Here is a 22,009-nt window from a genome sequence, read left to right as displayed (position 1 = left end):
AAGGTGAAAGAATGTTAAAAGGGAACTTTGCGCGCATTAACATGGCTTTGGCCTGTTTGCTTGTGTTAAATTTTGGGGTTGCTGGTGCTTCGGCTAATGGCGATACACCAATAGAGAGTGTGGTTGCTGATGCTAATTTCTTAGCGTGTTTACAAGAAAGTGGCTATGAAACGGTGGGTGAGGTGACAAAAATACATTGCAAAGATCGCGGTATTACTTCAGCCAAAGGGCTTGAGCATTTTAGTAATTTAATAAAACTAGTCCTCAGTAATGAAGGGGATAGCTTCATAGTTGGTGAAATTGGTGGCATTACAAGCAGACCTACCGATAAGAAAATGCCAAACCAACTGACCGAAATCGACATAAGCCACAACAGCCAGCTTTTCTTTGTTGATTTAAGCCAAAACAGCCTTGCGAATATCGATGTAAGTAAGAACGAAGAGTTAAAGACTTTAATGCTAAGTGGTAATAAGCTTTCAAAGGTGGATGTAAGCAACAACAGTAAACTTACATGGCTTGATCTTAATGACAATAAGCTGACTGGCGAATTGACGCTTTTTAACCCTGAACTGTATCAACTTTACCTGTCAGGCAATAAGCTCAAAAAAGTGAATTTACCGAGTGGTATCCGTAACCTTGAGCTTGCTAATAATCAGTTAAAAAACCTAGATTTAAGCAAGTTCAAGATGCTCAGCGAGCTAAACCTAGATGCCAACCAACTTAGCTCTTTAGACTTAAGCCATAATAAAAAGTTAACTGCACTTTACGCCGATAATAACCACTTAAGCGCTATCGACTTAACTGCAAATAACATGCTTCAAGTGCTCTATTTGTCGAATAACAAACTAAAAAATATTGATTTACGTGAACAAGAAAATTTAGTTGATATCAGCCTTTTTAATAATCCACTACAAAAAGTAGATGTTAGCAAAAGCGGTAACCTAGAGCTTATTGAACTCGATAATCGTGTTGAGTGCATAGGCATAGGCTGTGGAATGAGGTTTGATGGATACTAACGATGAGTTAGTGCGTTTCTAGGGGAAAGGAGCTTTCAGCCGACAGCTATCAGATTCAAAATAAAAAAGCTTTAAGCCATAAGTTTTAACTTAGATTGTAGCTGCATATAGTTAAAGCGAAATGCCGTAATGTAGGCGTGAAATTTATTTCGCGCGAAGAAGTTAGAGTAAAGTCAAATAGAAAGACCTGGCCCCATCTGTTTGTTAATATTTGCTGGTTGCTTAAAAAATTATGAAAAGGGAATAAATATGTTCTGCTGTAAAACACTCATCAAATTATTAATGAGCGTGTCTATTATTTTTGGTTCATCTTGTTATGCAAAGCAAGATGTTTATTTTGGTACAGGCTCAGTATCTGGTGATGGTATTTATCATTCGGTTTTAGATAAAAAAACAGGAAAGTTATCTGAGCCAGTTCTTGTTGCAAAAATCAAAGAGCCGAGCTTCTTAGCCAATCACCCAACTCTGAATGTATTATATGCAGCAGCGACAATAGACAAAACGCCTGTAGTAGCTGCATATAGCAAGCTAACTAACGGAAAACTTGCTTTGCTTAATCATGTTGAAATTGGTGACGGTAGTGGGGCACACATCGCTGTTCACCCTTCTGGACGTTTTTTATTAACAGCTCAGTATGGCGGGGGCTCTGTGGCGGTATTTGCACTTGCTGCTGACGGTAAAGTTATCAAACGTAGTCAGTTAATAGAGCATACTGGTGGCTCAAAAGTCGTTAAAGATCGCCAAAATAGCCCTCACCCTCATTGGGTTGGTTTTTCACCTGATGCAAAATTTGCCTTTGTTCCAGACTTAGGGTTGGATGCTGTAATGATCTATCGTGTAGCAGACAATGCAGCTGAATTAATCGGGCATGGACAAGCGGATACAATAGCAGGAGGCGGTCCAAGGCATATGCGTTTTTCTAAAAATGGTCAGTTCATTTATTTATTAAACGAGTTGGATTTAAGCATTTCTACTTTTACGTATGATGCACAAACTGGTCAAACTAAACGAGAGTTTGTAGTGCCTACGTTAGGCAAAGCAATTAAAGAGCAGGAAGACTTTAATTCAGCTTCAGAAATTCTGGTACATCCAACAGGTAAATATGTGTATTCAGCTAATCGCGGTCATGATTCTGTGAGTGTATTTGCAAGCGATGAGTCAACTGGCTCTTTAAGACTACTTGAAACAGAACATGTTCGTGGTGCGTTTCCTCGTAATATTAATATGGACCCTGAAGGAAAGTGGTTATTAGCGGCAGGTCAGCATTCTAATACTGTGGCTGTATTTAAGATTGAGCAAACAACAGGGTTACTTCAGTATAGAACCAACAGTACAGTAAATGTTCCTGAACCTACTTGCATCTTGTTTAATTAAAACATAAAGGGGTTTGGTGTTTCTTTTACCTAACCCCTTTATCAACCCAGAACTGACAATATGCTGTTAGCAGCTATTGAATCAAACTCACTTGTTTAACGTAGGTGTCAGTTTGCAAACCAAAGTGGCCGAGAACGTAGGTGTAGGTGGCATTTTCATTCCATAATCGGCTGCTGTGAATGCCGTACACATAGCAAGTGCCAGTTGAGCAGACGATTTGATCAGAGTAGCTTTTTATTGAATACACTTTGTCGCCTAATGCTTCACCATAAATACTGTTTAATAACGGGCTACCAACCGATAAGCCATAGTAGCCACAAGTGTTATTCCACACGTTGTATGGGTAAACACCACAACTTAATAGGCCCCGTGCGGCACCTGCAACACCTACAAAGGTATCAACATCTGATGCCATTGCTAACTTATAAATTTGCTGCGCTGCGAGTGTTACACCCATTGAATGGCCGATAATATCAATCTTACCTGTGCAAGATTGGTTGATTGCAGTAAGAATGGCGTTACGCACTGGTGTTTCTTCACTGCCATTATGATCGTTGCAGCTCGCGCAAGATTTAGATCCCCAATCTGGGGTGAAAATTTCACTGTCGGCATAACCTTTTCGCTTTAATTCATTAATTGTGTTACTCCAACTCGAAGGGGAGGCGGTATTTCCATGTACAAGTACAACATTATCTCTGCATGCTGCAAGAGCCGTTGTGCTCATACCTGCGCATAGCGTAATCATCGTCAATAGGCGTCTCATTGTGTATTCTCCTGTTTAACATTTAATTTACAATGTATGAAGTTTAAACAGGGCAGGATATAGTACTTTCGTGCAGCGGCACTATTTAGCATTGTGCAATGTATGAGTTTATATTTTACTAGCACTGTAGGCGTGAAATTTATTTCGCGCGATGAACAAAAGAGCTATCAGCTTTCAGCCGTCAGCTATCAGATTGAAAGTTAGCAAGTTAGAGAGAGTAGAGAGGAAAGCAACTCGAGTCTTGTCCTCACTTTTTTCTCCTAAAATCTAATAATTTGTACTTAAAAAACGCCCAAAAGTTAAATTATTGTAAATATTTTCTTGCTTTCGTACCTGTTTGGTCTATGTTTTTGGTCGGAGGTCACTCCTCCAACCTGATAGATAAGATTACAATCAACAGGAACACACATGAAAATAAAAACACTCTCACTAGTGCCAGCTTTAATGTTGGCAGCGGGTATCAGCCACAATGTCTTTGCTGCGCAAGGAGTCGCATTTGTGCACGGTACAGGCCAGCAAAGCGATGCGTATAATGACTATTGGACAGGCAGCTTTGTTGACACAGTTCGCCAAGGTTTGCCCAACAGTAGTAATTACACGGTCATTAATTGTGACTTTGATCAGTACATGTGGGCAGATGCTGCATCTGGCTGTTTAGCTGGGCAGCTCACTACATTTATCAATAATAAAAACATCACTGATTTAACCCTGATCACCCATTCTAATGGCGGTAATGTGGTGCGTTGGATTTTATCTAATCCAACATGGGATAGCCGTTATCCAAATATTATTAGCAAAGTAACGCGTACTATTGCACTGGCACCTTCAAGTGGTGGCACGCCTTTGGCTGATGCGGTTATTGCAGGTAATTCGTTCGAGCAAAGCTTAGGTTGGCTTTTGGGCTACGGCAGCGATGCAGTAAAACAACAGCAAGTATCTTGGATGGCGTCGTATAACGCACAATGGCTGAATGGCACTCCAAACCGCCCAAGTTTACCGTCTCGATTCGAAACTGTGGTGGGCAGTGATGTTGAATCAGCTGTATGGGATAGCGACAGCTATTGCGGTGGTTACCAAAACCAAGTGGGTCTTGAAGTAACACAAAACTGGTTAGACAGCTGCTCAGATGGCTTTTTAAATTGCAGTTTCTCAGTCGTTAGCTGGGGTAGTGTGGTTTACCGATAAATCACGGACCCAAGGCAGTGAGCCTTTGAGTCATCAGCAAAGTCGACGCAACTGCTTTGGCTTGCCAAACATGCTTAAAAATCGAATTTAGGAGCTAGCTATGATTAATAAGTTAACCACACTTACAGCTGCAATCATGCTTGTAAGCACAGCAGCACAAGCAAATGATCAAACGGTTTATCAGTTTCCTCAAGTTCAACCTGCGTTAGGCGCTCAGCTGCAAACACTTGAAAAAGACAGCGTTGAGTATTGGCAGAAGGTTTCGGGCAAGGAACTTAAGCGAGGTGTGCCAGTATTTGTAAACCAAGCTGATAACTTTATTCGTATCGCGCCAAAAGCACGTTTTGATAATGGTGAAGTATTTAAGCCTCATGGCTTACAGCTTGATAAGCTGTCGGTACGTGATGACAACTTTAGACAAATGCCAATGCAAACAATGGTTGCACAAGAGCAAATGGAAAATGCTGGGTTTAACGATGGTAGTGTTGGGTTAAAGCTTGGTCAGGTCAATGGCAAGGCAATGTTAAGAACAAGCCAAGCACTTAACGACAACGACACCTACTTGCTGCATGTGATTGAAAAGGGCTCGAGTAATGCTTTGCATGCTAAATCGCAGTTTAGAGTAAAAGATCATCAACAACGTGTCGCTATGCAGCTCAGTATGGGCAAAAAACGCTTTAAAGATAGCGATGTGCAGTTAACACTTTCAAGTCCAGATGGCGAAAAGCTTGATGTGCGTTACGAAAATGGTGAAGCCGTATTTAATTACCCACTTGAAACCTTAGGTGCAGTAAATGGTTACTATGAGCTTGAGGCTAGTGTAAATACTAAAGTGAATGGTCAAACTGTTAAACGATCTATAAAAATGCCATTTGTACACAGCATGCAAACCATCAGTATGGATAAAGCTAAAGTGACAGCGCTAGGCAACAATAAATATCAAGCCAAGGTGCCAGTGCAAGTGACCGACTCAGGCCGCTTTGCTATTCGTGCAACCTTAACTGGTAAAGGTGATAAAGGTGAACGCATTAAACTAGCAACGGTTGAAGTTGCAAAACAGATTGATAGTTATGGCAGTTTCACGATGCCTTTCGCGGTCACTAAAGCAGCCAAAGCCCCGTTCGAGCTGGTGGATATTGAGCTTACCGACCAAACGCGAATGTTAAAGTTTGCAGGGGAATAGAAGGGAGTTCTTATCGTATGTTGGGTGGAGCGAAGCGAAACCCAACAAGTTTGCGAGCTGCTAGGGGAAAGGCGAAAAAGTTGTAAGCTCTGATCCCGATTGTGCCTGCATATAGTTAAAGTGAAATACTCACCCGTAGGCGTGAAATTTATTTCGCGCGTAATCAATTCTGCTTTGCTCTATGTAGCGCGAAGCGCCTCGGTGTACTCTGTGGTTCAATATTTTTTGCACAAAGAGTAGAAAGTGAGAAGTGAATGAGTAACCCAACAAAACCATCAAATTTGTATTTAATAATACCTCTTAAGCGCAGCGCCTCTTTCCTCTTAGTGAAAACTATTTCTCTTTAGTTCATTTGCTTTGGGAAGTTAAAAATATGCTCAGTTTGAATTTGAACACAAACAAATATCTGTTTAGTTGGTTGTTTTTGTGTTTATTATAGAAATTAAACAATAATAAAGTTTGAGCTAATAAGCTCACCAAGGATGGTTATGCCAGATATGTATTTTGGAATGATCGCCAATCTAGGCGTTGTTCTATTACTCGTTTTAATTTTAAAAACACTCAATAAAGTTACAATAAACCTAACTTGGTTGCTTGGAACTCTTCTTATTCTATTTTGCTATTTCTTGGCCTTATTCAAAGGTAAAGAACTCATCTCACTGGATTTAGTCTTTTCAGATCTTAAATGGAATTGGTCAGGGAAAATAGTCGCTATTACTGTTTGGGCCTTAGTTTTAGCTTCATTAGCCGCTTTTAAAAGTGACTTTAAAATCAAGGAGGCAGGTTTTACTTTTAGTCAGAATGAAGGCTCTATAAAGCCAGCAATGCTTGTTTTAAGTTTGTTTATAGCATTGCAAGTTATTGTAACGCTTAGCCTAGGCGATGGACCAAATTACGACTTTGAAACATTACTCTATCAAGCTCTTATCCCAGGACTCGATGAAGAGCCAATGTTTAGAGGTGTTTTACTATTTTGTTTTTCATTGGCTGTTGTTTCATCGCGAATTAATTTCTTTGGCTCGCAAATAAACATTGCAGGCTTACTTTTAGTTTTATTATTTGGTCTAGTTCATGGTGTTATGTATATCGATGGTGAGTGGCATTTGTCTGCATTCAGAATCGTATTAACTGGGAGTTATGGATTTATTTTGCTGTGGTTAAGGGAGCGTACTGGCAGTCTTGTTTTTCCAATTGTAGCGCACAATATGGTGAACTTTGTTGGGCAGTTAGTTTAGTGCTTGAACGTAAAGGAAATGTACCTTCAAGTAGATAGGTTGGCTTAATGGAAAAGTAATGGCAGAATTGTGTTTTAAAAATGGAAACTTAAATAATGGATTATAATCAGCGACTTTCGAAGCACTCCCTTGATTTAAACCTGAGCGACCGAGTTTGGTTTAGGTTTTCAACTTTCTATAAAAAGCCCGTTTTGCAGGCTGATTCTAATACAAAACTTATGTCGATACCGGGCTTAGCTGTGTTGTCGGGTGGAGCTGAGTTTTTGTTTTTCTTTATGACTATCGCTATTGCTGTAATGAGCCTAGTGTTACAAGAAATGATGCAGCCGATATCCGCTTTTGTGACTAGTGTGAGTTGTTACCTTTGTGTATTTTTTACCAAGCGAATCATGATTTATAACAAGTTTGGCTTTGGTCGTAAGTGGGTTATGAGCATATCAAAAGACTCACTCGAAATAGATAGGCAAGCAGTAAAGGGAAAAGCTTCAAAAATTTTGCATATCACTAAAGACGATATCAAAGAAATCGTTTTTAATTATACTTTTCATGGCAGAAGTGGCCGTATTGTGGACGATAAAACGGCCAATTTACACGCTTGTGAAATTCATCAAAAAGATGGCAAGGTTGTTACACTAGATAATATGCGAGTGGGTCTTTTTGATGTGTTATATCTTTTAAAATTCTATCAATACCCGCTGTTCTTTAAAGGCACGACTGCAGGTGGTGCTGGTAATATTGTGATTTTGATTATGCGGCTAATTTCTCTTTCTGCGATCATTTCGGCTCTTGTAATGTTGGCTTTTAATTTAAAGTCATAAAGGTGAGCTATTTATAAAGTTATCAGACTTAAAGTACTTAAGTTAGCGAGTTGTAAGGGGAAAGATACGAGTTTCGAGGGACAAGATGCGAGGTGTAGGAGGCGTTTTAACGCCGAACAAAAATGGAGATATTAGATATCAGTCGTAAGAACTCAGATTAAAACAAAAGAGCTTTAAGCTTTTAGTTGATTGTGCCTGCATATCGCTATTGTTAAACACGTTACTGTAGGCCTGAAATTTATTTAGCGCGATGATCTATTTAAAACGCTCAATGCCAGAAAATACCTACAAACCATTGCTATGCAAGATAAAGTTGCGGCTATAATTTGTTTACTTGCAACTCGATCTCTAGACCCTTTCACAAGTATTCTTTTACAATACCTAAAATGACTTAATTCAGATAATGCGTTGAACTACTTGGCTCACCTTTATTTAGCACAACCGACGGCTGATTCACACTTTGGTAATCTGCTGGGTGATTTTGGTGGACGTCGATATTCAGAGCAGTTATCCGATGCGGTTAAAAATGGCCTTGAAAATCATTATTTGGTTGATAGGTTTACCGACTCACATCCACTTGTAAAAGAGGCTAAGCAGTATTTTTCGCCAGCGCGTAAACGCTTTGCCAGTGTTGCAATTGATGTGGCGTTCGATCACTTTCTTATTCAGCATTGGCAGCGGTTTAATAACCTACCATTGGCTGATTTCAAACAGCACAGTTATGGCCTTTTAAATGCGCGCCAAGCCATGATGCCTTCACGCATGCAGCAAGTTGTTACCAGTATTACAAACAATGATTGGTTTAAAGAATATGAAACGCTCGATGGGGTTAGCCTTGCCCTTGATAACATCGCCAGACGTATTCGTTTTACCAACAACTTTGCAGGATCCGCTGAAGATATTGCCCGCCATTATCAACAGTTAGACGCTGTGTTTTTAGCGTTTTTCCCCGAGCTGATTGAGCATGTTAAGCAAGCAGGGGTGGAAAAGCAGCTTTAAGCTATTAGCTTTCAGACTCAAAACCCAACAGATGAGCTGAAATGCTCACCCGTAGGCGTGAAATTTATTTCGCGTGTATTGAATACTGTTTTTCTCTGTGCAGCGCGAAGCGCCTCGGTGTACTCTGTGGTTCAAATCTTTAAGCATAAAGAGAAGTGAACGAGAAGATAAAGAATCAACCTAAAAGCTTCTACCGCTCTTCCTCTTAAGCGCAGCGTCCCTTATCCTCTTTGTGAATATTATTTTTTAACCCTGTTTTTCTCTGTGCAGCGCGAAGCGCCTCGGTGTACTCTGTGGTTCAATATTTTTTGCACAAAGAAAAGAGAGTGAGAAGTGAATGAGTAACCCAATAAAACCATCAAATTTGTTGTTAATAATACCTCTTAAGCTTAGCGTCTCTTTTCCTCTTTGTGATAATTACTCCCACAATGGTTCATAAACCGATTTGCCTCTTACCTTAAAATATGAAATGGCTGATATCTTGGCTGCTTGTTGTGGTTATATAGTCGATTAGTGATAGCTAAGTAAATTCTAAGGCGCTTACGAGCTCGTTTTTTAACTGAGCTGAACTACCCTTTGTAAAGCAAGTAAGCCTTAAATTAATACTTACCTCAATCGCTGTACTTTGAACATAGCAATGTAATGTAGCAACCGTGAGGGAACAATAATGAGCAAACCTATAATTGCAGCCGTTTCGCCGAAAAAAGTCACCTTAGAACAGGGGCAAGAGTATTACTTTTGTGCCTGTGGGCGTTCTAAAAACCAGCCATTTTGTGACGGCTCACATGCCGGAACCGATTTCAAACCCAAAGCATTTACAGCAGAAGAGTCGGGCGATGCCTATTTATGCCAATGTAAGCACACTGCCAATGCGCCATTTTGTGATGGTAGTCACAAACAATTTGATCAAAGCCTAGTTGGTCAAGAAGGGCCGGGCGTGCAAATTCAAGCCTCTGATTCGCCAGTTGCTACAGCAACTAAAGAGGAACCTACCGTTGAGCTTATTCATCAATTAGCTCGAGAAGGATTATCAAAGCTTGGTCATCATGGTCCTATGGTGTCGATGGGGGTGCCACGATATCAATTACCTAAATGGGATGACTTACAGTTGATGGTCGCACAAATGGCAACGCAACCTTTAATGGAAGATGTAGCTGTTAATACTGAGCTTGTGGTTGGCCCGCGAGCGAAAAAGCCATTAAAACTGGCTATTCCGCTGTTTGTTTCTGATATGAGTTTTGGTGCTTTATCAGAAGAAGCCAAAGTTTCCTTAGCGAAAGGAGCTGAACTTGCTGGTACGGGTATTTGCTCAGGTGAAGGCGGTATGCTTCCTGAAGAGCAGCAAGCCAATTCACGCTATTTTTATGAGTTAGCAAGTGCAGGCTTTGGTTATAGCGAAGATAAATTAAAAAACGTGCAAGCCTTTCATTTTAAAGGCGGGCAAGGGGCAAAAACAGGCACGGGGGGTCATTTACCAGGCAACAAAAATGTTGGCAAAATCTCTGAGGTTAGAGGAATTGAAGCGGGTACTTCGGCGATTTCACCACCAACATTTAAAGATTTACACAGTGCGGCCGATTTCAAAAAGTTTGCTGACAGAGTGCGCGAGGTAACGGGTGGTATTCCAATCGGATTTAAACTAAGTGCTAATCATATTGAGAAAGATATTCAATTTGCACTCGATGCAAGTGCCGATTACATCATTCTTGATGGTCGTGGTGGTGGCACGGGGGCAGCTCCTGAGATCTTTAGAGATCATATTAGCGTACCAACTATTCCTGCACTTGCCAGAGCAAGAAAGTACTTAGATGAACAAGGTGCAAGTGATGTTACTTTGATCATAACAGGCGGCTTACGCTTGCCGATTGATTTTGTAAAGGCGCTTGCCCTTGGTGCTGATGGGGTGGCGATTTCGAATAGTGCAATGCAAGCAATTGGCTGTGTTGCTGCGCGTATGTGTAATACCAATAACTGCCCAGCAGGGATTGCCACACAAAAGCAAGATTTACGTCAGCGCTTAAATATTGAAAAGTCAGCAAATCAATTGAAGAACTTTTTTGAAGCTTCAACTGAGTTGATGTCGGTTATGGCAAGGGCATGTGGTCATGACTCTTTAGCTAAGTTCAATGCTAATGATCTAGCAACATGGCACAAAGATATGGCGTTGTTATCTGGTGTTAAGTATGCAGGTGTTGGAATAAGTTAGCGAGTTACAAGGGTAAAGAGTAAAGGGGAAAGGAATCATCAGCTTGTAGGTTGGGAAGCGCGAAGCGAAACCCAACGTTTGGAGCTATCAGTTATCAGACTCAAAACCCTACTGGTGAGCTGAAATGCTCACCAGTAGGCGTGAAATTTATTTCGCGCGCGTTGAATCCTGTTTTCCTCTAAAGCGCGCGTCTCAACCCTCTTTGTGAGTATTAAGAGAACTACGCGATATAAAATCGCGGCTACACTCTTGCTAACTCATCCCATTTAATCGTCTGGGCCTTTTAGGGTAAATACTAAATGCCTGCGCATGTCTTTTAAAATCACACCTTTTTTCAGCATTGCCCCACTTAGGCGTTTTTGCCATTTTAATAGCTCTGGGGTCGCTGCATCGAGTGATTGCTGGTTTTCAAATTGAAAACACAAAAGCAATGAACCAGGGAATAAGTGGTATTCCACATCAAACCAGCATTGCAACATGCCTTCAAGCTCAGCGCGGCCTTGCTCTTCAAGGGTATCGGCAACATTTAATACAAGGGCTTGCTGTTTTAATTGTACTTTAGAAAGCTTTTTCATTTAAAAACCAAAATCGAGTCGAAAAACTAATTATACCTAAGCTTTATGTTTGGCGGAATGCATTACGCCAGTCTCGCGGTGATAAACCAAACTGAGAGCGAAAATGATGGCGTAAAGTAACAGATGAACCAAAGCCGCATTGCTCGGCTAAATGTTCTAGTGGTAAATCAGTTGACTCAAGAAGTCGCTGTGCGTGGTTTAAACGTTGATTTAATAGCCATTGCCCAACGCTCTGCCCTGTAAGCGATTGAAAATGGCGGGTAAAGGTGCGTCGGCTCATGTGCATTTGCTCTGCGAGTGTATCAATCGTATGGTTGCTAGCTAAGTTTTCTTGCATCTGTTCAAGTAAGCTTGCTAAACGCTCATCAGCAACACTTTCGGGGACGGGTAGGGCAATAAATTGTGTCTGCCCACCAGTGCGATACGGAGCCGTTACCATCATTCTGGCAATAGCATTAGTTTGCTCGCTTCCTAAAAATTTGCGAACCAAATATAAGCAGCAATCAATAGCTGCTGCTGTTCCTGCCGATGTATAGAGCTGGTCATGTTCAAGGTAAAGTACTTGATTGTTAAGTTTCACTTTTGCAAAGCGAGCTTTAAAGTCATCGCTGTATGCCCAGTGGGTGGTTGCTTCAATATTATCTAAAAGCCCAATGTGTGCTAACGCATAAGCTCCTAAACAGAGCCCTACAATAATAGCGCCACGGCTATGAGCGTTTAGCAAACTGGTTGCTAATTCTTTAGAGGGGGCTGTTTCAGGGGATGGCCAAGACGGAATAATTATAATATCTGCCTGATCAAATTTTGTTATTGAGTGGTGCGCTTGAATATCAAACCCCGCACTTGAGGGCATTACCTGTTCACATTCGCTGCACACTGTTAAATTAAATTCTTTGATACCTGCCGAGCGAGCGCCCTCACCAAACACCATACATGGTACTGCAAGATGAAATGGGCTGATATTAGGAAATGCGAATACTGCAACATTCATGGTAAAGCCTTATTAAACACTTTGGCCCAATATTATCGATAAATGGTATTTGGGTCACTGTTTGATACGTTAAAAATTCAGCAAACTAGGGTTCAATAAAATGAAAAAGGGCTCATACAATGACAAACACAGCATTACTAATTATCGACTTACAGAATGATTATTTTGAAGATGGTGCATTTCCTTTATGGCAGGCTAAACAAGTAAAAGATCAGCTAGTAGATGTGATCAAACAAGCAACAGAACGCGGAGTTTTACCTATTCATATTCAGCATGTTGCTGATCCTTCTCAGGGGTTAGCGCCATTTTTTAATGAAGGTACAGAAGGTGTTGATATTCATCCTGATATTTTAAAAGCAGCACCAGAAGCCCCTGTGGTTGTAAAACACTATGCTGACAGCTTTCATCAGACCAATTTAGAAGATGTATTAAAGCAACATGGAATTAAAAAACTTTTGATCGCAGGCATGATGACGCAAAACTGTGTGACTCATACTGCTATCTCAGAGCAAGCTAAAGAGTACGATTTGGCAGTTATAACGGATGTGAGCACCACAGTATCTGAAATGCTACATTTAATCGCACTAAATGCGCTTGCCCCACGAGTAAAACTGTTAGACGCAAAGCAAGCCTTGCTTAGTTTGCAAAGTAGTTAATATTTGCAAAGGCCGAAATAACATCTTTGGCAAATGCAATACGGGGGTGCTTTAGTGCCCCTTTGTTCCAAACTAAGTAAATTATGTTTTCTGGGCCTTCGGGCCCTAGTTGCACAAGCTCTCCGGCTTTTATCTGATCGCGACATAGGTAATCGGGTAATACAGAATAGCCAATGCCTGAGCGAATAATATTGCTAATAGCACGTATATCTGGGCAAATAGCAATGACGTTTGAGTGGCATTTTGCGTTGAATACAGCTTCAAAGTATTGTCTTATCAAAGGCAGCTCTTCATCATAAGCAACGACATTGTAGCTAGAGAGTAAATCTGCGGTAATGGTGCTGTCTTTGATTTCTCGGCCATGTAAACGGTTCATCACCAAAATTAGCTTTTCTTTGTCGAGCACTAGGCTATCAAATAGTGCTGGATCAGGCGCTGATGCGGCAATAGCAATATCTGCAGTACCTGATTGTAATGCGTCAAAAATACTCACCTTATTACCAATATGCAGAACAAGGTTCACATTGCCAGATTGCAGTAAGTTGGCAATTTGTGGCCCTGACACACTACTAATATATTCGGCAGGTCCTGCGATATTTATAGTGCCATGTGCGGCATCAGAACGTGCCCGTATCGACATGATTTTTTGCTCTAATATATCGATATGACCAGAAACCTGAAGCGCTAGATCATGTGCTGCTGCAGTGGGGGTAACACCGCGGGCTTTGCGCTCAAATAAAGGTTTACCAACTACAGCTTCCATTGCTTGAATGTGTGAGGTTACCGAAGGCTGAGATAAGCCTAAATTAGCCGCTGCCTTCGTAATATTTTTACAACGATAAACTTCAACAAAGGTTTTTAATTGCGTGAGATAAGACATGTAACTGTACGAGCCATAAATATTCTGATTGCTCCTCTTAATTTATCCGAATTCTACTCGCCCCGCAAACCAACTATGATGGCTTCACTTTCTAAGAGGACGAGTTATGAAAAAGATATTACAGCGACTAACGCTTGTTGCTGCATCAACTATGTCGATGTTTGCAGTGGCGGGTGAAGGCGAAGTTTTGGTTATTTTATCAAGTGAAACAACCATGGATTTAGCTGACGGCCAGAGTATTGAAACAGGCTACTACCTAAATGAGTTTGGTGTGCCTGCGAAAGCATTAGTCGATGCGGGTTATGAGCTTGTACTTGCAACACCCAAAGGTAATGCGCCTCAAGTAGATAAAAAATCAGTGAGTACCGATTACTTTGATGGTGATGAAGCTAAAATGCAGAGCATTCAGCGTTTTGTAGCATCCTTACCTGATATCAACGACACCGCGAGTTTAAGCGAAATTTTAGCGGGTGACTTAAGCCAATATGAGGCTGTGTTTATCCCAGGCGGCCATGCACCTTTAATTGATTTAGCAAACAACCCAGAAGTGGGTGAAATTTTGCGTCACTTTAATAAGCAAGGTAAACCAACAGCGGCAATTTGCCATGGCCCAATTACATTGTTGTCGGCACAAGTTCAGCCAAATTCTTATTATCAAGCGATAAAAGATGGCGAAAAGGCAGCGGCCAATAACTGGATTTATGACGGTTATAAAATGACTATTTTTTCAAACCCAGAAGAGCGTGTTTTTGAAAGCAGTTTAGAAGGTAAAAAGCTTAAGTTCTATCCCGCTATGGCAATGGAAAACGCCGGTGGAAATATGGCATTCGCTAGTGAGTGGCAGCCAAACGTGGTTGTTGACCGCGAACTCATTACGGGGCAAAACCCGTTTTCAGATAAATTATTAGCAGAAAAGCTTTTAGAAATGTTAGCTAAGTAAATTAACTAATTAGCAATTTAAACCTAATTTAAGGGGCATTTAAATGTTGAACTTTATTTATAAAAATCAAACCGAAATTTTGTTTGGTAAAGGTCAAGTGAGTGAGATCACTTCACGTTTACCAGAAAACGCTAAAGTACTATTACTTTTTGGTGGTGGCTCAATAAAGAAAAATGGCGTATACGACCAAGCTATGAGTGCATTAGCCGATGTTGACGTTATAGAGTTTGGTGGTGTTGAACCTAACCCAACATACGAAACACTAATGCAAGCTGTGGCAACTGCTAAAGAGCAGAATGTTAACTTTATTCTAGCTGTTGGCGGTGGCAGTGTTATTGATGGCGCTAAGTTTGTTGCAGCAGCTTATAACTTTGCAGGTGAGCCGTGGGATATCCTTGTTAAAGGTGCTGAGTTTAGTAACCCGTTACCTATCGGTGCGGTATTAACTTTACCTGCAACTGGCTCTGAGAGTAACGGTAACTCAGTGGTTACTAAAAAAGAGACGTCACAAAAACGTGCTTTTTCATCACCGAGTGTGCAACCTGTTTTTGCAGTACTTGATCCTGAATATACTTTTTCGTTACCAGAACGCCAAGTAAGCAATGGTGTTGTAGATGCGTTTGTACACGTTATTGAGCAGTACTTAACTTACCCAGTAAACGCGCCATTACAAGACCGCTTTGCAGAAGGTATTTTACAAACCTTGATTAGCGAAGGGCCTAAAGCTCTGAGTGAGCCGCAAAACTATGATGTAAGAGCCAATGTTATGTGGTCGGCTACAATGGCACTGAATGGTTTGATTGGTCAGGGTGTACCGCAAGATTGGTCTACGCATATGATTGGTCATGAATTAACAGCACTTTACAATCTTGATCACGCCCAAACGCTGGCTATTGTTTTACCTGCGCTAATGCATGTTCAAAAAGAGCAAAAGTCTATTAAAATACAACAGCTTGGTGAGCGAGTATTTGGTTTTAATTATAGTGATGAAGCCGAACAAATCGATAAAACGATTAAAGCAGTGCAAGACTTCTTCGAAGCCATGGCTGTGAAAACACGCCTTGCTGACTATGACCTTGATGAACAAGCAATCGATGCGGTTGTTAAAAACTTAGAAAAGAATGAAATAACGACGCTAGGTGAACATGGTGACATTGACTTAGTAAAGGTTAAGCAGATACTAGCGCTTGCACTTTAGGGCTTAAATTTAAAGGCGTAACATAGTTTGTTACGCCTTTTTTAGTGCTTAAAAAATCGATTTACTTGAACGATTTAATGCCGCGATGAAAGAGCAATATCAGCTACGTTACCCTGATAAATAAACTAACGTAGGTGAGTGTTCACTATTTCATTGAGCGCCATGCAAAGGTCGAAGCGGCAACGACAATCGCAATAGAAATGCCAAGGTAAAGGGTTTCTATTGTGCCGCCAAACTCAACGGCGTGCTCTAAAAATAGAATCACTAAAATGACAGATGTTACCTGTACTAAGGTAATTTTTAAGTCATGAAAATCTTCGATATGAAAGGCGGCCAAAAACTGGCTACTCTTTGTGGTTGCAGGCGAAATGAATAGCCGGTACAGGCTGATGGTAATAACTTGAAGAGTAATACCGATAAGTAATAAGTCGAGAATTTTTAAAAGCTCGACTATCATCTCTTTCCCTCCCTTAGCAGAGTTAGGCAATGATATAAGTGTCGTTTTAACAACATTAAAAACGATGTTCACACAGGTTATATAAACAAGTAATGACGAAATTGCTGTAGTGATAATCGCGATGATGACTAAAAACCGGCTATTTTGAAAAAGGCGCTCCATATCAGCTCACATATATAAATTTCTTTGTTATACGAAGCTTAGCTGGTTTTTCATTAAATACAGCACGTTCATTGGCTAAGGGGGCTTAACTTATTAGTTCTTTAAGTATTTACGAGCGAGCTCTGGTTATGTATAAGTTTAAGGAATAAAAAGGTTGCTTCTATTAAGCATTAATACAAAAGGGATTTTTATGGGCTCGATGGCTAAGCACTCACTAGAACTGGATTTAAATGATAAAAAATGGTTTCGATATGCAGCCTTTAAAGGAAAATCGTCACTAACCGAAGATTCATTAACAGAACTAGAATCTTTGCCAGGCTTAGCGACGTTATCAGGATGGAGCGAAGTGATTTTTGCGCTCATGGTATCTGCGATTTCGTTATCTAGTTTTTATTTAGAAGATGTTGTTAAACCATGGTTGGCTTTTTTAATTTGCCTTACAAGCTTTTTATTGGTGTTTATTACTAAGCGCGTCATGACTTACAAGAAGTATGGCTTTGGTTCTAAATGGGCAATGAGCATAAGCAAGGATGAGCTTAAAGTTGATAAGTTGACGTTTAAAAAGCACCAAAATCGTCCCATCACAATTGCTAAAAATGAAATCGCAGAGGTGTTATTTCACTATACAATGGATCTAAAACGCAAACGAAAGTTTGGCGAACCACGAGTTAGATTACCCACCTTGCAAGTGTGTGAAATTTACTTAAAAAATGGTGATACCCATGAAATTGACGGGATGCGGGTAGGGCTTTTTAACGTATTATATTTAATGGTTTTTCATGGCTACCCATTAAGCTTTAAAGGCACTTTTGCTGGTGGTGCAGGGAATGTCTTAATTTTGTTACTAAGGATGTTTGCTCTAACAGCGATTGCAAGTGCGCTTAGTATGCTTTTCATTAATTTAAAGCCATGTGCAGTTATAGCGTGTTCTTGAGTGAAATAGCGCCTATTAGAATTAATAGACGCAGCTGGTACGCTTGTATTAAGCAATAAAGTCGAGGGTTACAAGTAGCCGTTTTTCGCCAGCAGCAAGTGCAGGTGAGCGGTGCACAAGCCCTTTACCTTCGTTATCTTGCCAAGTTTCGCCTTTTAATAGGGCTACATCACCCTCATTAAGAGAGTGAATTTTAGTATTTGCTGTCATTAATCCTGATTCTTCATCGCTTAACCCTTTATGGCCAGCGCCAAGTTTAGTGCGATCAAGTCCTGCATTTTGCAACCATTGTGAACCACTACCACAATATGTACTGACTAACCGGCAAGGAACTCTGTCGACATGAAAACGTGGGCACATGGCACGTTCAAGTACTCTTAGGCGTAATCCGGTGCGCTTTAACTCAAATAAATAACAAAACATATCAACTAACTTTGCCAAATCAGCTTTTAACTCCTGCGCTGATGGAAGTTTTTCAAGGGCTTTATCAATGTCAGTTCGAATAGAATCCTCGTTGATCACAGCGTTTATACTGAGATCAGGATTGGCTGCAATACTCTCAGCTACCTCTTTTTGCAGCTGTTCAGCTAAGCTGCGCTGCCAAATTGCAATGTTATGCTCTGGTTTATAAATATGCGAAAACACCACAGGGCTTAATGCCGTTGCTACTGTTGTTGGTAAGTTATCAGTATCATGTTCAAATGCGTAAGCTGTCATTATGCTTCCTCCCAAACAGGAAATGGGTCGGGCAGGGTTTGCCAAAGCGCTTTGCCTGCTAATAGTTCATCGTCGCTGAGTAAGCAGTTATCGAGTGCGTGTGTGATCGCTGCTTGATTAAGGTTTTGGCCAATAAAAACCAGCTCTTGGCGCATATCACCAAAGGGTTCTTGCCATACTTGGTTAATTGAATCTAAGTATTCGATATCTGTTGGCCACTGATCTTTCGGTAAGGCTTTCCAAAAAATGCCGCCAAAACCATAGCGAGCAATGCCGCCTGCTTGATTCCATTGGCAGGCAAATTGCGGTCGAGAGGCTAACCAAAAATAGCCTTTGGAGCGAAGTAATTTGCCTTCGGGTTGATTGTTATGAATAAAGTTATAAAACTTCTCAGGGTGAAAAGGGCGGCGGGCCTCGTAAGTAAAGCTGCTAATACCGTATTCTTCGGTTTCTGGGGTATGCTCGCCGCGCAGCTCTTTTAGCCAGCCAGGTGCTTGCTGAGCTTTTTCAAAGTTAAACAGGCCTGTGCCGAGAATTGCATTGATATCAACTTGACCATTTTCAATGGCAATCAGCTCTGCAGAGGTATTTAATGAGCTTAAAATGGCTTTTAAACTCTCAAGTTCATCGGTGCTAATTAAGTCTGTTTTACTAATTAAAATGACATCGGCAAATTCAACTTGATCAATGAGTAAGTCGGCTACGCTTCGCTCATCTTCATCGCCTAAGTGCTCGTTGGTTTCTTGTAAAAACTTGGCTTCGTTAAAGTCTTTTAAAAAGTTAACGGCATCAACGACCGTGACCATGGTATCAAGCCTAGCAACATCAGAAAGTGATACGCCATCTTCATCGGCAAAGGTAAATGTTTCGGCTACAGGAAGAGGTTCTGAAATACCGGTTGACTCAATAACCAAATAATCAAATTGGCCTGTTTGCGCTAAAGCGCGTACTTCAATGAGTAAGTCTTCACGCAGTGTGCAGCAGATGCAACCATTGCTCATTTCTACTAGTTTTTCTTCGCCGCGGCTAAGCGAAACATCGTTTTTAACAGTCGCTGCATCGATGTTTATTTCGCTCATATCATTGACGATTACAGCCACTTTTTTTTCTTCACGGTTATTCAAAATATGGCTGAGCACAGTGGTTTTACCTGCACCTAAAAAGCCAGAGAGCACGGTGACGGGAAGTTTGCTCATGGTAGTGACCCTTAATTAGATTAAACAAAATCGTTAAATGTTTTGTTATAATATATCAATAAAGGTGCGGTTAGGAATAGCTGTTATGTATTAATGCAAGATAAAGATTCACGGTAGTGAAGTGTAATACGCAATCGCATTGCTGTTTATTAGTGAAATCTGAGCTTTTATTGTGTGCTTGCCAAAGAAGACGAAGTTAATAAATGCCGAATGTTGAGTGATTTTTATGGGGGGAAGGGTAAACCTAAAATAGGTGGTTCAGATTGTTTTAGCTAGAAAAAATTACACAAGTTGTGTAATAAGTTTAATTACAAGTTATTTAATTCCGTTTTAACTTGTTGATATTGTTTGTTTTAATTTTGGCTTTTTACTTGCTTATTAGTTTTCCTAAATTTACGTAATAACAATTTAACGAGTTTAAAATAAAGGGAAACTTATGCCGGAGTCATTTAAATATTCAGGTCAAAAGGGGCATGGTGGTGAGCTACATCAACATGCAAATAATCAGTATTCAACAATGACTACAGCACAAGGTTGTCCTGTTAGTGATAATCAAAATTCATTGTCAGCAGGTAAGCGTGGTCCAACATTAATGGAGGACCATATTTTTCGTGAAAAAATGTTTCATTTCGATCATGAGCGTATTCCTGAGAGGGTGGTGCATGCTAGAGGTTATGGGGCACACGGTTACTTTGAAACTTACGAAACACTTGAAGAGCTGACATGCGCGGATATATTTCAACGAAAAGGCGAAAAAACACCTGTATTTACTCGGTTTTCAACGGTCGCTGGTAGTAAGGGCTCACCTGACTTAGCAAGGGATGTGCGCGGGTTTGCTGTTAAATTTTATACAAAAGAGGGAAGCTGGGATTTAGTTGGTAATAACATTCCTGTGTTTTTTATCCAAGATGCGATGAAATTTCCAGACTTGATCCATAGCGCTAAAGCTGAGCCTGATCGTGGTTTTCCGCAAGCGCAAACGGCTCATGATAATTTTTGGGACTTTATTAGTTTATCGCCTGAATCTATGCACATGGTCATGTGGGCAATGTCTGATAGAGCTATTCCACGTTCATTACGCTTTATAGAAGGATTTGGCGTTCACACATTTAAGTTTATCAATAAAAATGGTGAGCAAAAGTACGTTAAATTCCATTGGAAACCTAAATCAGGCATGCAATCAGTGGTTTGGAATGAAGCTGTTAAAATTAATGGAGCAGATCCTGACTTTCACCGTCGCGATATGTGGGAATCAATTCAAAATGGCGATTACCCTGAGTGGGAACTTGGCGTACAGGTATTTGACCAAGCTTTTGCTGATGACTTTGAGTTTGATGTATTTGATGCAACAAAGCTTATCCCTGAAGAACAAGTACCCGTTAAGATCATTGGTCGAATGGTTTTAGATAGAGTGGTTGATAATTTTTTTGCAGAAACAGAACAAGTTGCTTTTTGCACACAGAACATAGTTCCCGGAATCGATTTTACGCCAGATCCACTATTACAAGGGCGTAACTTCTCATATTTAGATACGCAAACCAAGCGATTGGGAGGGCCAAATTTCACTCATATCCCTATTAATGCACCTAAATGCCCAATGCACCACTTTCACCAAGATGGTCACATGGCAATGCATAACCCCAAAGGAAGAGTAAATTATGAGCCAAACTCTTGGCAAAGTGATGAAAACAATCCAAGAGAATGTCCTGTTCATGGCTTTAAAAGTTCTGATGAAGAAACGCAAGGTAGCAAGCTAAGGTATCGATCAGAAACCTTCAGCGATCATTACAGCCAAGCTAGGCAGTTTTATATAAGTCAAACTAAGATAGAGCAATCACATATTCAGGACGCATTGATTTTTGAACTTTCAAAAGTGGAACATTTAGCTATTAGGGAGCGTGTGGTGTCTCATTTACTAAATATTGATAGCGAGTTAGCTAAATTAGTGGCCTCTGGTTTGGGCTTGCAAACAATCCCTGACCCTGCTGAAGCTGCACTAAAAACTCGCCAAGATTTACCTGTATCTGATGCACTGAGTATTCAAAAAAGTGCTTTAAATACTTTTGAGGGAAGGAAGCTCGGTATTCTCGTTAGTGATGGCTTTGACGATCAGCTATTTAATTCATTAGTTAGTGAACTAAACGAGCAAGGTGCGAACTTTGAAATCATTGCAGCCCAGATAGGTGGAGCGAAAAGTTCTACTGGTGTTCATCTTGGAGCTGAGCAAGTTATTAACGGCGGCCCTTCTGTTTTGTATGATGCAGTTGTTTTACTGACATCAGAGGAAGGTGCTAAAGAGTTAATTAAAATTCCAGAGGCGAGAGATTTCGTTTCAGATGCGTACTCACACAAAAAGTTTATTGGTTTTACTGAAAGCTCTATGGAGTTGTTAAAAGCTGTTGGCTTAAATGGAAACCAAGACGACGGCATAATTAACCTAGAAACGTGCAAGGCATGTGACTTTCTTCAGACACTAACACAACTTCGTTATTGGCAACGATAACTCATCTTTCAAGGCGGGGGC

The 22,009-nt window shown here is 40.6% G+C and carries 19 protein-coding genes and 1 pseudogene; 13 read left to right on the top strand and 7 right to left on the bottom strand.

Annotation, left to right across the window (positions count from 1 at the left end):
* Positions 1 to 11 precede the first annotated feature (11 nt).
* Complete coding sequence (locus tag HYD28_14515; GenBank protein ID QLE10071.1) at positions 12 to 1,016, top strand: hypothetical protein; 1,005 nt, start codon at positions 12 to 14, stop codon at positions 1,014 to 1,016.
* Between the two features lie 249 nt (positions 1,017 to 1,265).
* The gene (locus tag HYD28_14510; protein QLE10070.1) at positions 1,266 to 2,390 is read left to right on the top strand and encodes a lactonase family protein; all 1,125 of its coding nucleotides are present in this window, start codon (positions 1,266 to 1,268) and stop codon (positions 2,388 to 2,390) included.
* A gap of 73 nt (positions 2,391 to 2,463) precedes the next feature.
* Here HYD28_14510 and HYD28_14505 read toward each other — a convergent pair whose 3' ends face one another.
* On the bottom strand, positions 2,464 to 3,153 hold the full coding sequence (locus HYD28_14505; protein QLE10069.1) for an alpha/beta fold hydrolase: 690 nt from the start codon (positions 3,151 to 3,153) through the stop codon (positions 2,464 to 2,466).
* Between the two features lie 408 nt (positions 3,154 to 3,561).
* Between HYD28_14505 and HYD28_14500 the strand changes: the two are divergent.
* The 6 genes and pseudogenes from HYD28_14500 to HYD28_14475 all read left to right on the top strand — a co-directional run bounded on the left by HYD28_14500 (position 3,562) and on the right by HYD28_14475 (position 10,779).
* Positions 3,562 to 4,429, top strand: a pseudogene (locus HYD28_14500) (hypothetical protein).
* 9 nt (positions 4,430 to 4,438) lie between these two features.
* Positions 4,439 to 5,521 (top strand): DUF4785 family protein, encoded by a 1,083-nt coding sequence (locus tag HYD28_14495; protein QLE10068.1) that lies wholly within the window; start codon positions 4,439 to 4,441, stop codon positions 5,519 to 5,521.
* 488 nt (positions 5,522 to 6,009) lie between these two features.
* The gene (locus tag HYD28_14490) at positions 6,010 to 6,756 is read left to right on the top strand and encodes a CPBP family intramembrane metalloprotease (protein QLE10067.1); all 747 of its coding nucleotides are present in this window, start codon (positions 6,010 to 6,012) and stop codon (positions 6,754 to 6,756) included.
* A 95-nt stretch (positions 6,757 to 6,851) separates the two neighbouring features.
* Positions 6,852 to 7,574, top strand: a complete 723-nt coding sequence (locus tag HYD28_14485) for a hypothetical protein (GenBank protein ID QLE10066.1) — start codon at positions 6,852 to 6,854, stop codon at positions 7,572 to 7,574.
* 408 nt (positions 7,575 to 7,982) lie between these two features.
* Positions 7,983 to 8,573: a DUF479 domain-containing protein gene (locus tag HYD28_14480; GenBank protein QLE10065.1), complete on the top strand. Its 591-nt coding sequence runs from the start codon at positions 7,983 to 7,985 to the stop codon at positions 8,571 to 8,573.
* A gap of 667 nt (positions 8,574 to 9,240) precedes the next feature.
* Positions 9,241 to 10,779 (top strand): CDGSH iron-sulfur domain-containing protein, encoded by a 1,539-nt coding sequence (locus tag HYD28_14475; protein ID QLE10064.1) that lies wholly within the window; start codon positions 9,241 to 9,243, stop codon positions 10,777 to 10,779.
* A 266-nt stretch (positions 10,780 to 11,045) separates the two neighbouring features.
* On the opposite strand, the gene HYD28_14470 is transcribed toward HYD28_14475, so the two are convergent.
* Both HYD28_14470 and HYD28_14465 read right to left on the bottom strand, forming a co-directional pair.
* On the bottom strand, positions 11,046 to 11,354 hold the full coding sequence (locus HYD28_14470; protein ID QLE10063.1) for a hypothetical protein: 309 nt from the start codon (positions 11,352 to 11,354) through the stop codon (positions 11,046 to 11,048).
* Between the two features lie 43 nt (positions 11,355 to 11,397).
* Complete coding sequence (locus tag HYD28_14465) at positions 11,398 to 12,345, bottom strand: helix-turn-helix domain-containing protein (GenBank protein ID QLE10062.1); 948 nt, start codon at positions 12,343 to 12,345, stop codon at positions 11,398 to 11,400.
* Positions 12,346 to 12,464: 119 nt separating this feature from the next.
* Here HYD28_14465 and HYD28_14460 point away from each other — a divergent pair, with 119 nt between their 5' ends.
* Positions 12,465 to 13,001, top strand: a complete 537-nt coding sequence (locus HYD28_14460) for an isochorismatase family protein (protein ID QLE10061.1) — start codon at positions 12,465 to 12,467, stop codon at positions 12,999 to 13,001.
* On the opposite strand, the gene HYD28_14455 is transcribed toward HYD28_14460, so the two are convergent.
* Positions 12,982 to 13,881 (bottom strand): LysR family transcriptional regulator, encoded by a 900-nt coding sequence (locus HYD28_14455; GenBank protein QLE10060.1) that lies wholly within the window; start codon positions 13,879 to 13,881, stop codon positions 12,982 to 12,984. The two genes, HYD28_14460 and HYD28_14455, sit on opposite strands and share 20 nt — an antisense overlap.
* A 106-nt stretch (positions 13,882 to 13,987) precedes the next feature.
* Between HYD28_14455 and HYD28_14450 the strand changes: the two genes are divergently transcribed.
* Both HYD28_14450 and HYD28_14445 read left to right on the top strand, forming a co-directional pair.
* Complete coding sequence (locus HYD28_14450) at positions 13,988 to 14,821, top strand: type 1 glutamine amidotransferase domain-containing protein (protein ID QLE10059.1); 834 nt, start codon at positions 13,988 to 13,990, stop codon at positions 14,819 to 14,821.
* A 43-nt stretch (positions 14,822 to 14,864) separates the two neighbouring features.
* A complete protein-coding gene (locus HYD28_14445) occupies positions 14,865 to 16,019 on the top strand; it encodes an iron-containing alcohol dehydrogenase (GenBank protein QLE10058.1) in 1,155 nt (384 codons plus the stop codon).
* 145 nt (positions 16,020 to 16,164) lie between these two features.
* Here the strand turns inward: HYD28_14445 and HYD28_14440 are convergent, their stop codons facing one another.
* Positions 16,165 to 16,638 (bottom strand): YqhA family protein, encoded by a 474-nt coding sequence (locus HYD28_14440; GenBank protein ID QLE10057.1) that lies wholly within the window; start codon positions 16,636 to 16,638, stop codon positions 16,165 to 16,167.
* A 190-nt stretch (positions 16,639 to 16,828) separates the two neighbouring features.
* Here HYD28_14440 and HYD28_14435 point away from each other — a divergent pair, with 190 nt between their 5' ends.
* On the top strand, positions 16,829 to 17,572 hold the full coding sequence (locus HYD28_14435; protein QLE10056.1) for a hypothetical protein: 744 nt from the start codon (positions 16,829 to 16,831) through the stop codon (positions 17,570 to 17,572).
* Positions 17,573 to 17,620: 48 nt separating this feature from the next.
* Here HYD28_14435 and HYD28_14430 read toward each other — a convergent pair whose 3' ends face one another.
* Positions 17,621 to 18,289: a DUF1826 domain-containing protein gene (locus tag HYD28_14430; protein QLE10055.1), complete on the bottom strand. Its 669-nt coding sequence runs from the start codon at positions 18,287 to 18,289 to the stop codon at positions 17,621 to 17,623.
* Positions 18,289 to 19,485 carry a GTP-binding protein gene (locus HYD28_14425; GenBank protein ID QLE10054.1) on the bottom strand — a complete coding sequence of 399 codons (1,197 nt, stop codon included), beginning with the start codon at positions 19,483 to 19,485 and terminating at the stop codon, positions 18,289 to 18,291. The genes HYD28_14430 and HYD28_14425 overlap by 1 nt, the downstream gene beginning before the upstream one ends.
* A 436-nt stretch (positions 19,486 to 19,921) precedes the next feature.
* On the opposite strand from HYD28_14425, the gene HYD28_14420 reads away from it, so the two are divergent.
* Complete coding sequence (locus HYD28_14420; GenBank protein QLE10053.1) at positions 19,922 to 21,988, top strand: catalase; 2,067 nt, start codon at positions 19,922 to 19,924, stop codon at positions 21,986 to 21,988.
* Positions 21,989 to 22,009 lie beyond the last annotated feature (21 nt).

This window comes from Pseudoalteromonas shioyasakiensis (assembly GCA_013391845.1).
Lineage (GTDB): Bacteria > Pseudomonadota > Gammaproteobacteria > Enterobacterales > Alteromonadaceae > Pseudoalteromonas > Pseudoalteromonas apostichopi.
The sequence above is the reverse complement of the archived record's forward strand: the minus strand, read 5'-3'. Positions and strand labels throughout refer to the sequence as shown.

What these genes read in the sequence shown, in the direction of transcription:
- HYD28_14490 (QLE10067.1), top strand. Translation starts at nt 6,010, where the DNA reads ATGCCAGATATGTATTTTGGAATGATCGCCAATCTAGGCGTTGTTCTA.
- HYD28_14425 (QLE10054.1), bottom strand. Translation starts at nt 19,485, where the DNA reads ATGAGCAAACTTCCCGTCACCGTGCTCTCTGGCTTTTTAGGTGCAGGT.
- HYD28_14475 (QLE10064.1), top strand. Translation starts at nt 9,241, where the DNA reads ATGAGCAAACCTATAATTGCAGCCGTTTCGCCGAAAAAAGTCACCTTA.
- HYD28_14505 (QLE10069.1), bottom strand. Translation starts at nt 3,153, where the DNA reads ATGAGACGCCTATTGACGATGATTACGCTATGCGCAGGTATGAGCACA.
- HYD28_14435 (QLE10056.1), top strand. Translation starts at nt 16,829, where the DNA reads ATGGGCTCGATGGCTAAGCACTCACTAGAACTGGATTTAAATGATAAA.
- HYD28_14515 (QLE10071.1), top strand. Translation starts at nt 12, where the DNA reads ATGTTAAAAGGGAACTTTGCGCGCATTAACATGGCTTTGGCCTGTTTG.
- HYD28_14470 (QLE10063.1), bottom strand. Translation starts at nt 11,354, where the DNA reads ATGAAAAAGCTTTCTAAAGTACAATTAAAACAGCAAGCCCTTGTATTA.
- HYD28_14495 (QLE10068.1), top strand. Translation starts at nt 4,439, where the DNA reads ATGATTAATAAGTTAACCACACTTACAGCTGCAATCATGCTTGTAAGC.
- HYD28_14420 (QLE10053.1), top strand. Translation starts at nt 19,922, where the DNA reads ATGCCGGAGTCATTTAAATATTCAGGTCAAAAGGGGCATGGTGGTGAG.
- HYD28_14450 (QLE10059.1), top strand. Translation starts at nt 13,988, where the DNA reads ATGAAAAAGATATTACAGCGACTAACGCTTGTTGCTGCATCAACTATG.
- HYD28_14430 (QLE10055.1), bottom strand. Translation starts at nt 18,289, where the DNA reads ATGACAGCTTACGCATTTGAACATGATACTGATAACTTACCAACAACA.
- HYD28_14445 (QLE10058.1), top strand. Translation starts at nt 14,865, where the DNA reads ATGTTGAACTTTATTTATAAAAATCAAACCGAAATTTTGTTTGGTAAA.
- HYD28_14485 (QLE10066.1), top strand. Translation starts at nt 6,852, where the DNA reads ATGGATTATAATCAGCGACTTTCGAAGCACTCCCTTGATTTAAACCTG.
- HYD28_14465 (QLE10062.1), bottom strand. Translation starts at nt 12,345, where the DNA reads ATGAATGTTGCAGTATTCGCATTTCCTAATATCAGCCCATTTCATCTT.
- HYD28_14460 (QLE10061.1), top strand. Translation starts at nt 12,465, where the DNA reads ATGACAAACACAGCATTACTAATTATCGACTTACAGAATGATTATTTT.
- HYD28_14440 (QLE10057.1), bottom strand. Translation starts at nt 16,638, where the DNA reads ATGGAGCGCCTTTTTCAAAATAGCCGGTTTTTAGTCATCATCGCGATT.
- HYD28_14455 (QLE10060.1), bottom strand. Translation starts at nt 13,881, where the DNA reads ATGTCTTATCTCACGCAATTAAAAACCTTTGTTGAAGTTTATCGTTGT.
- HYD28_14510 (QLE10070.1), top strand. Translation starts at nt 1,266, where the DNA reads ATGTTCTGCTGTAAAACACTCATCAAATTATTAATGAGCGTGTCTATT.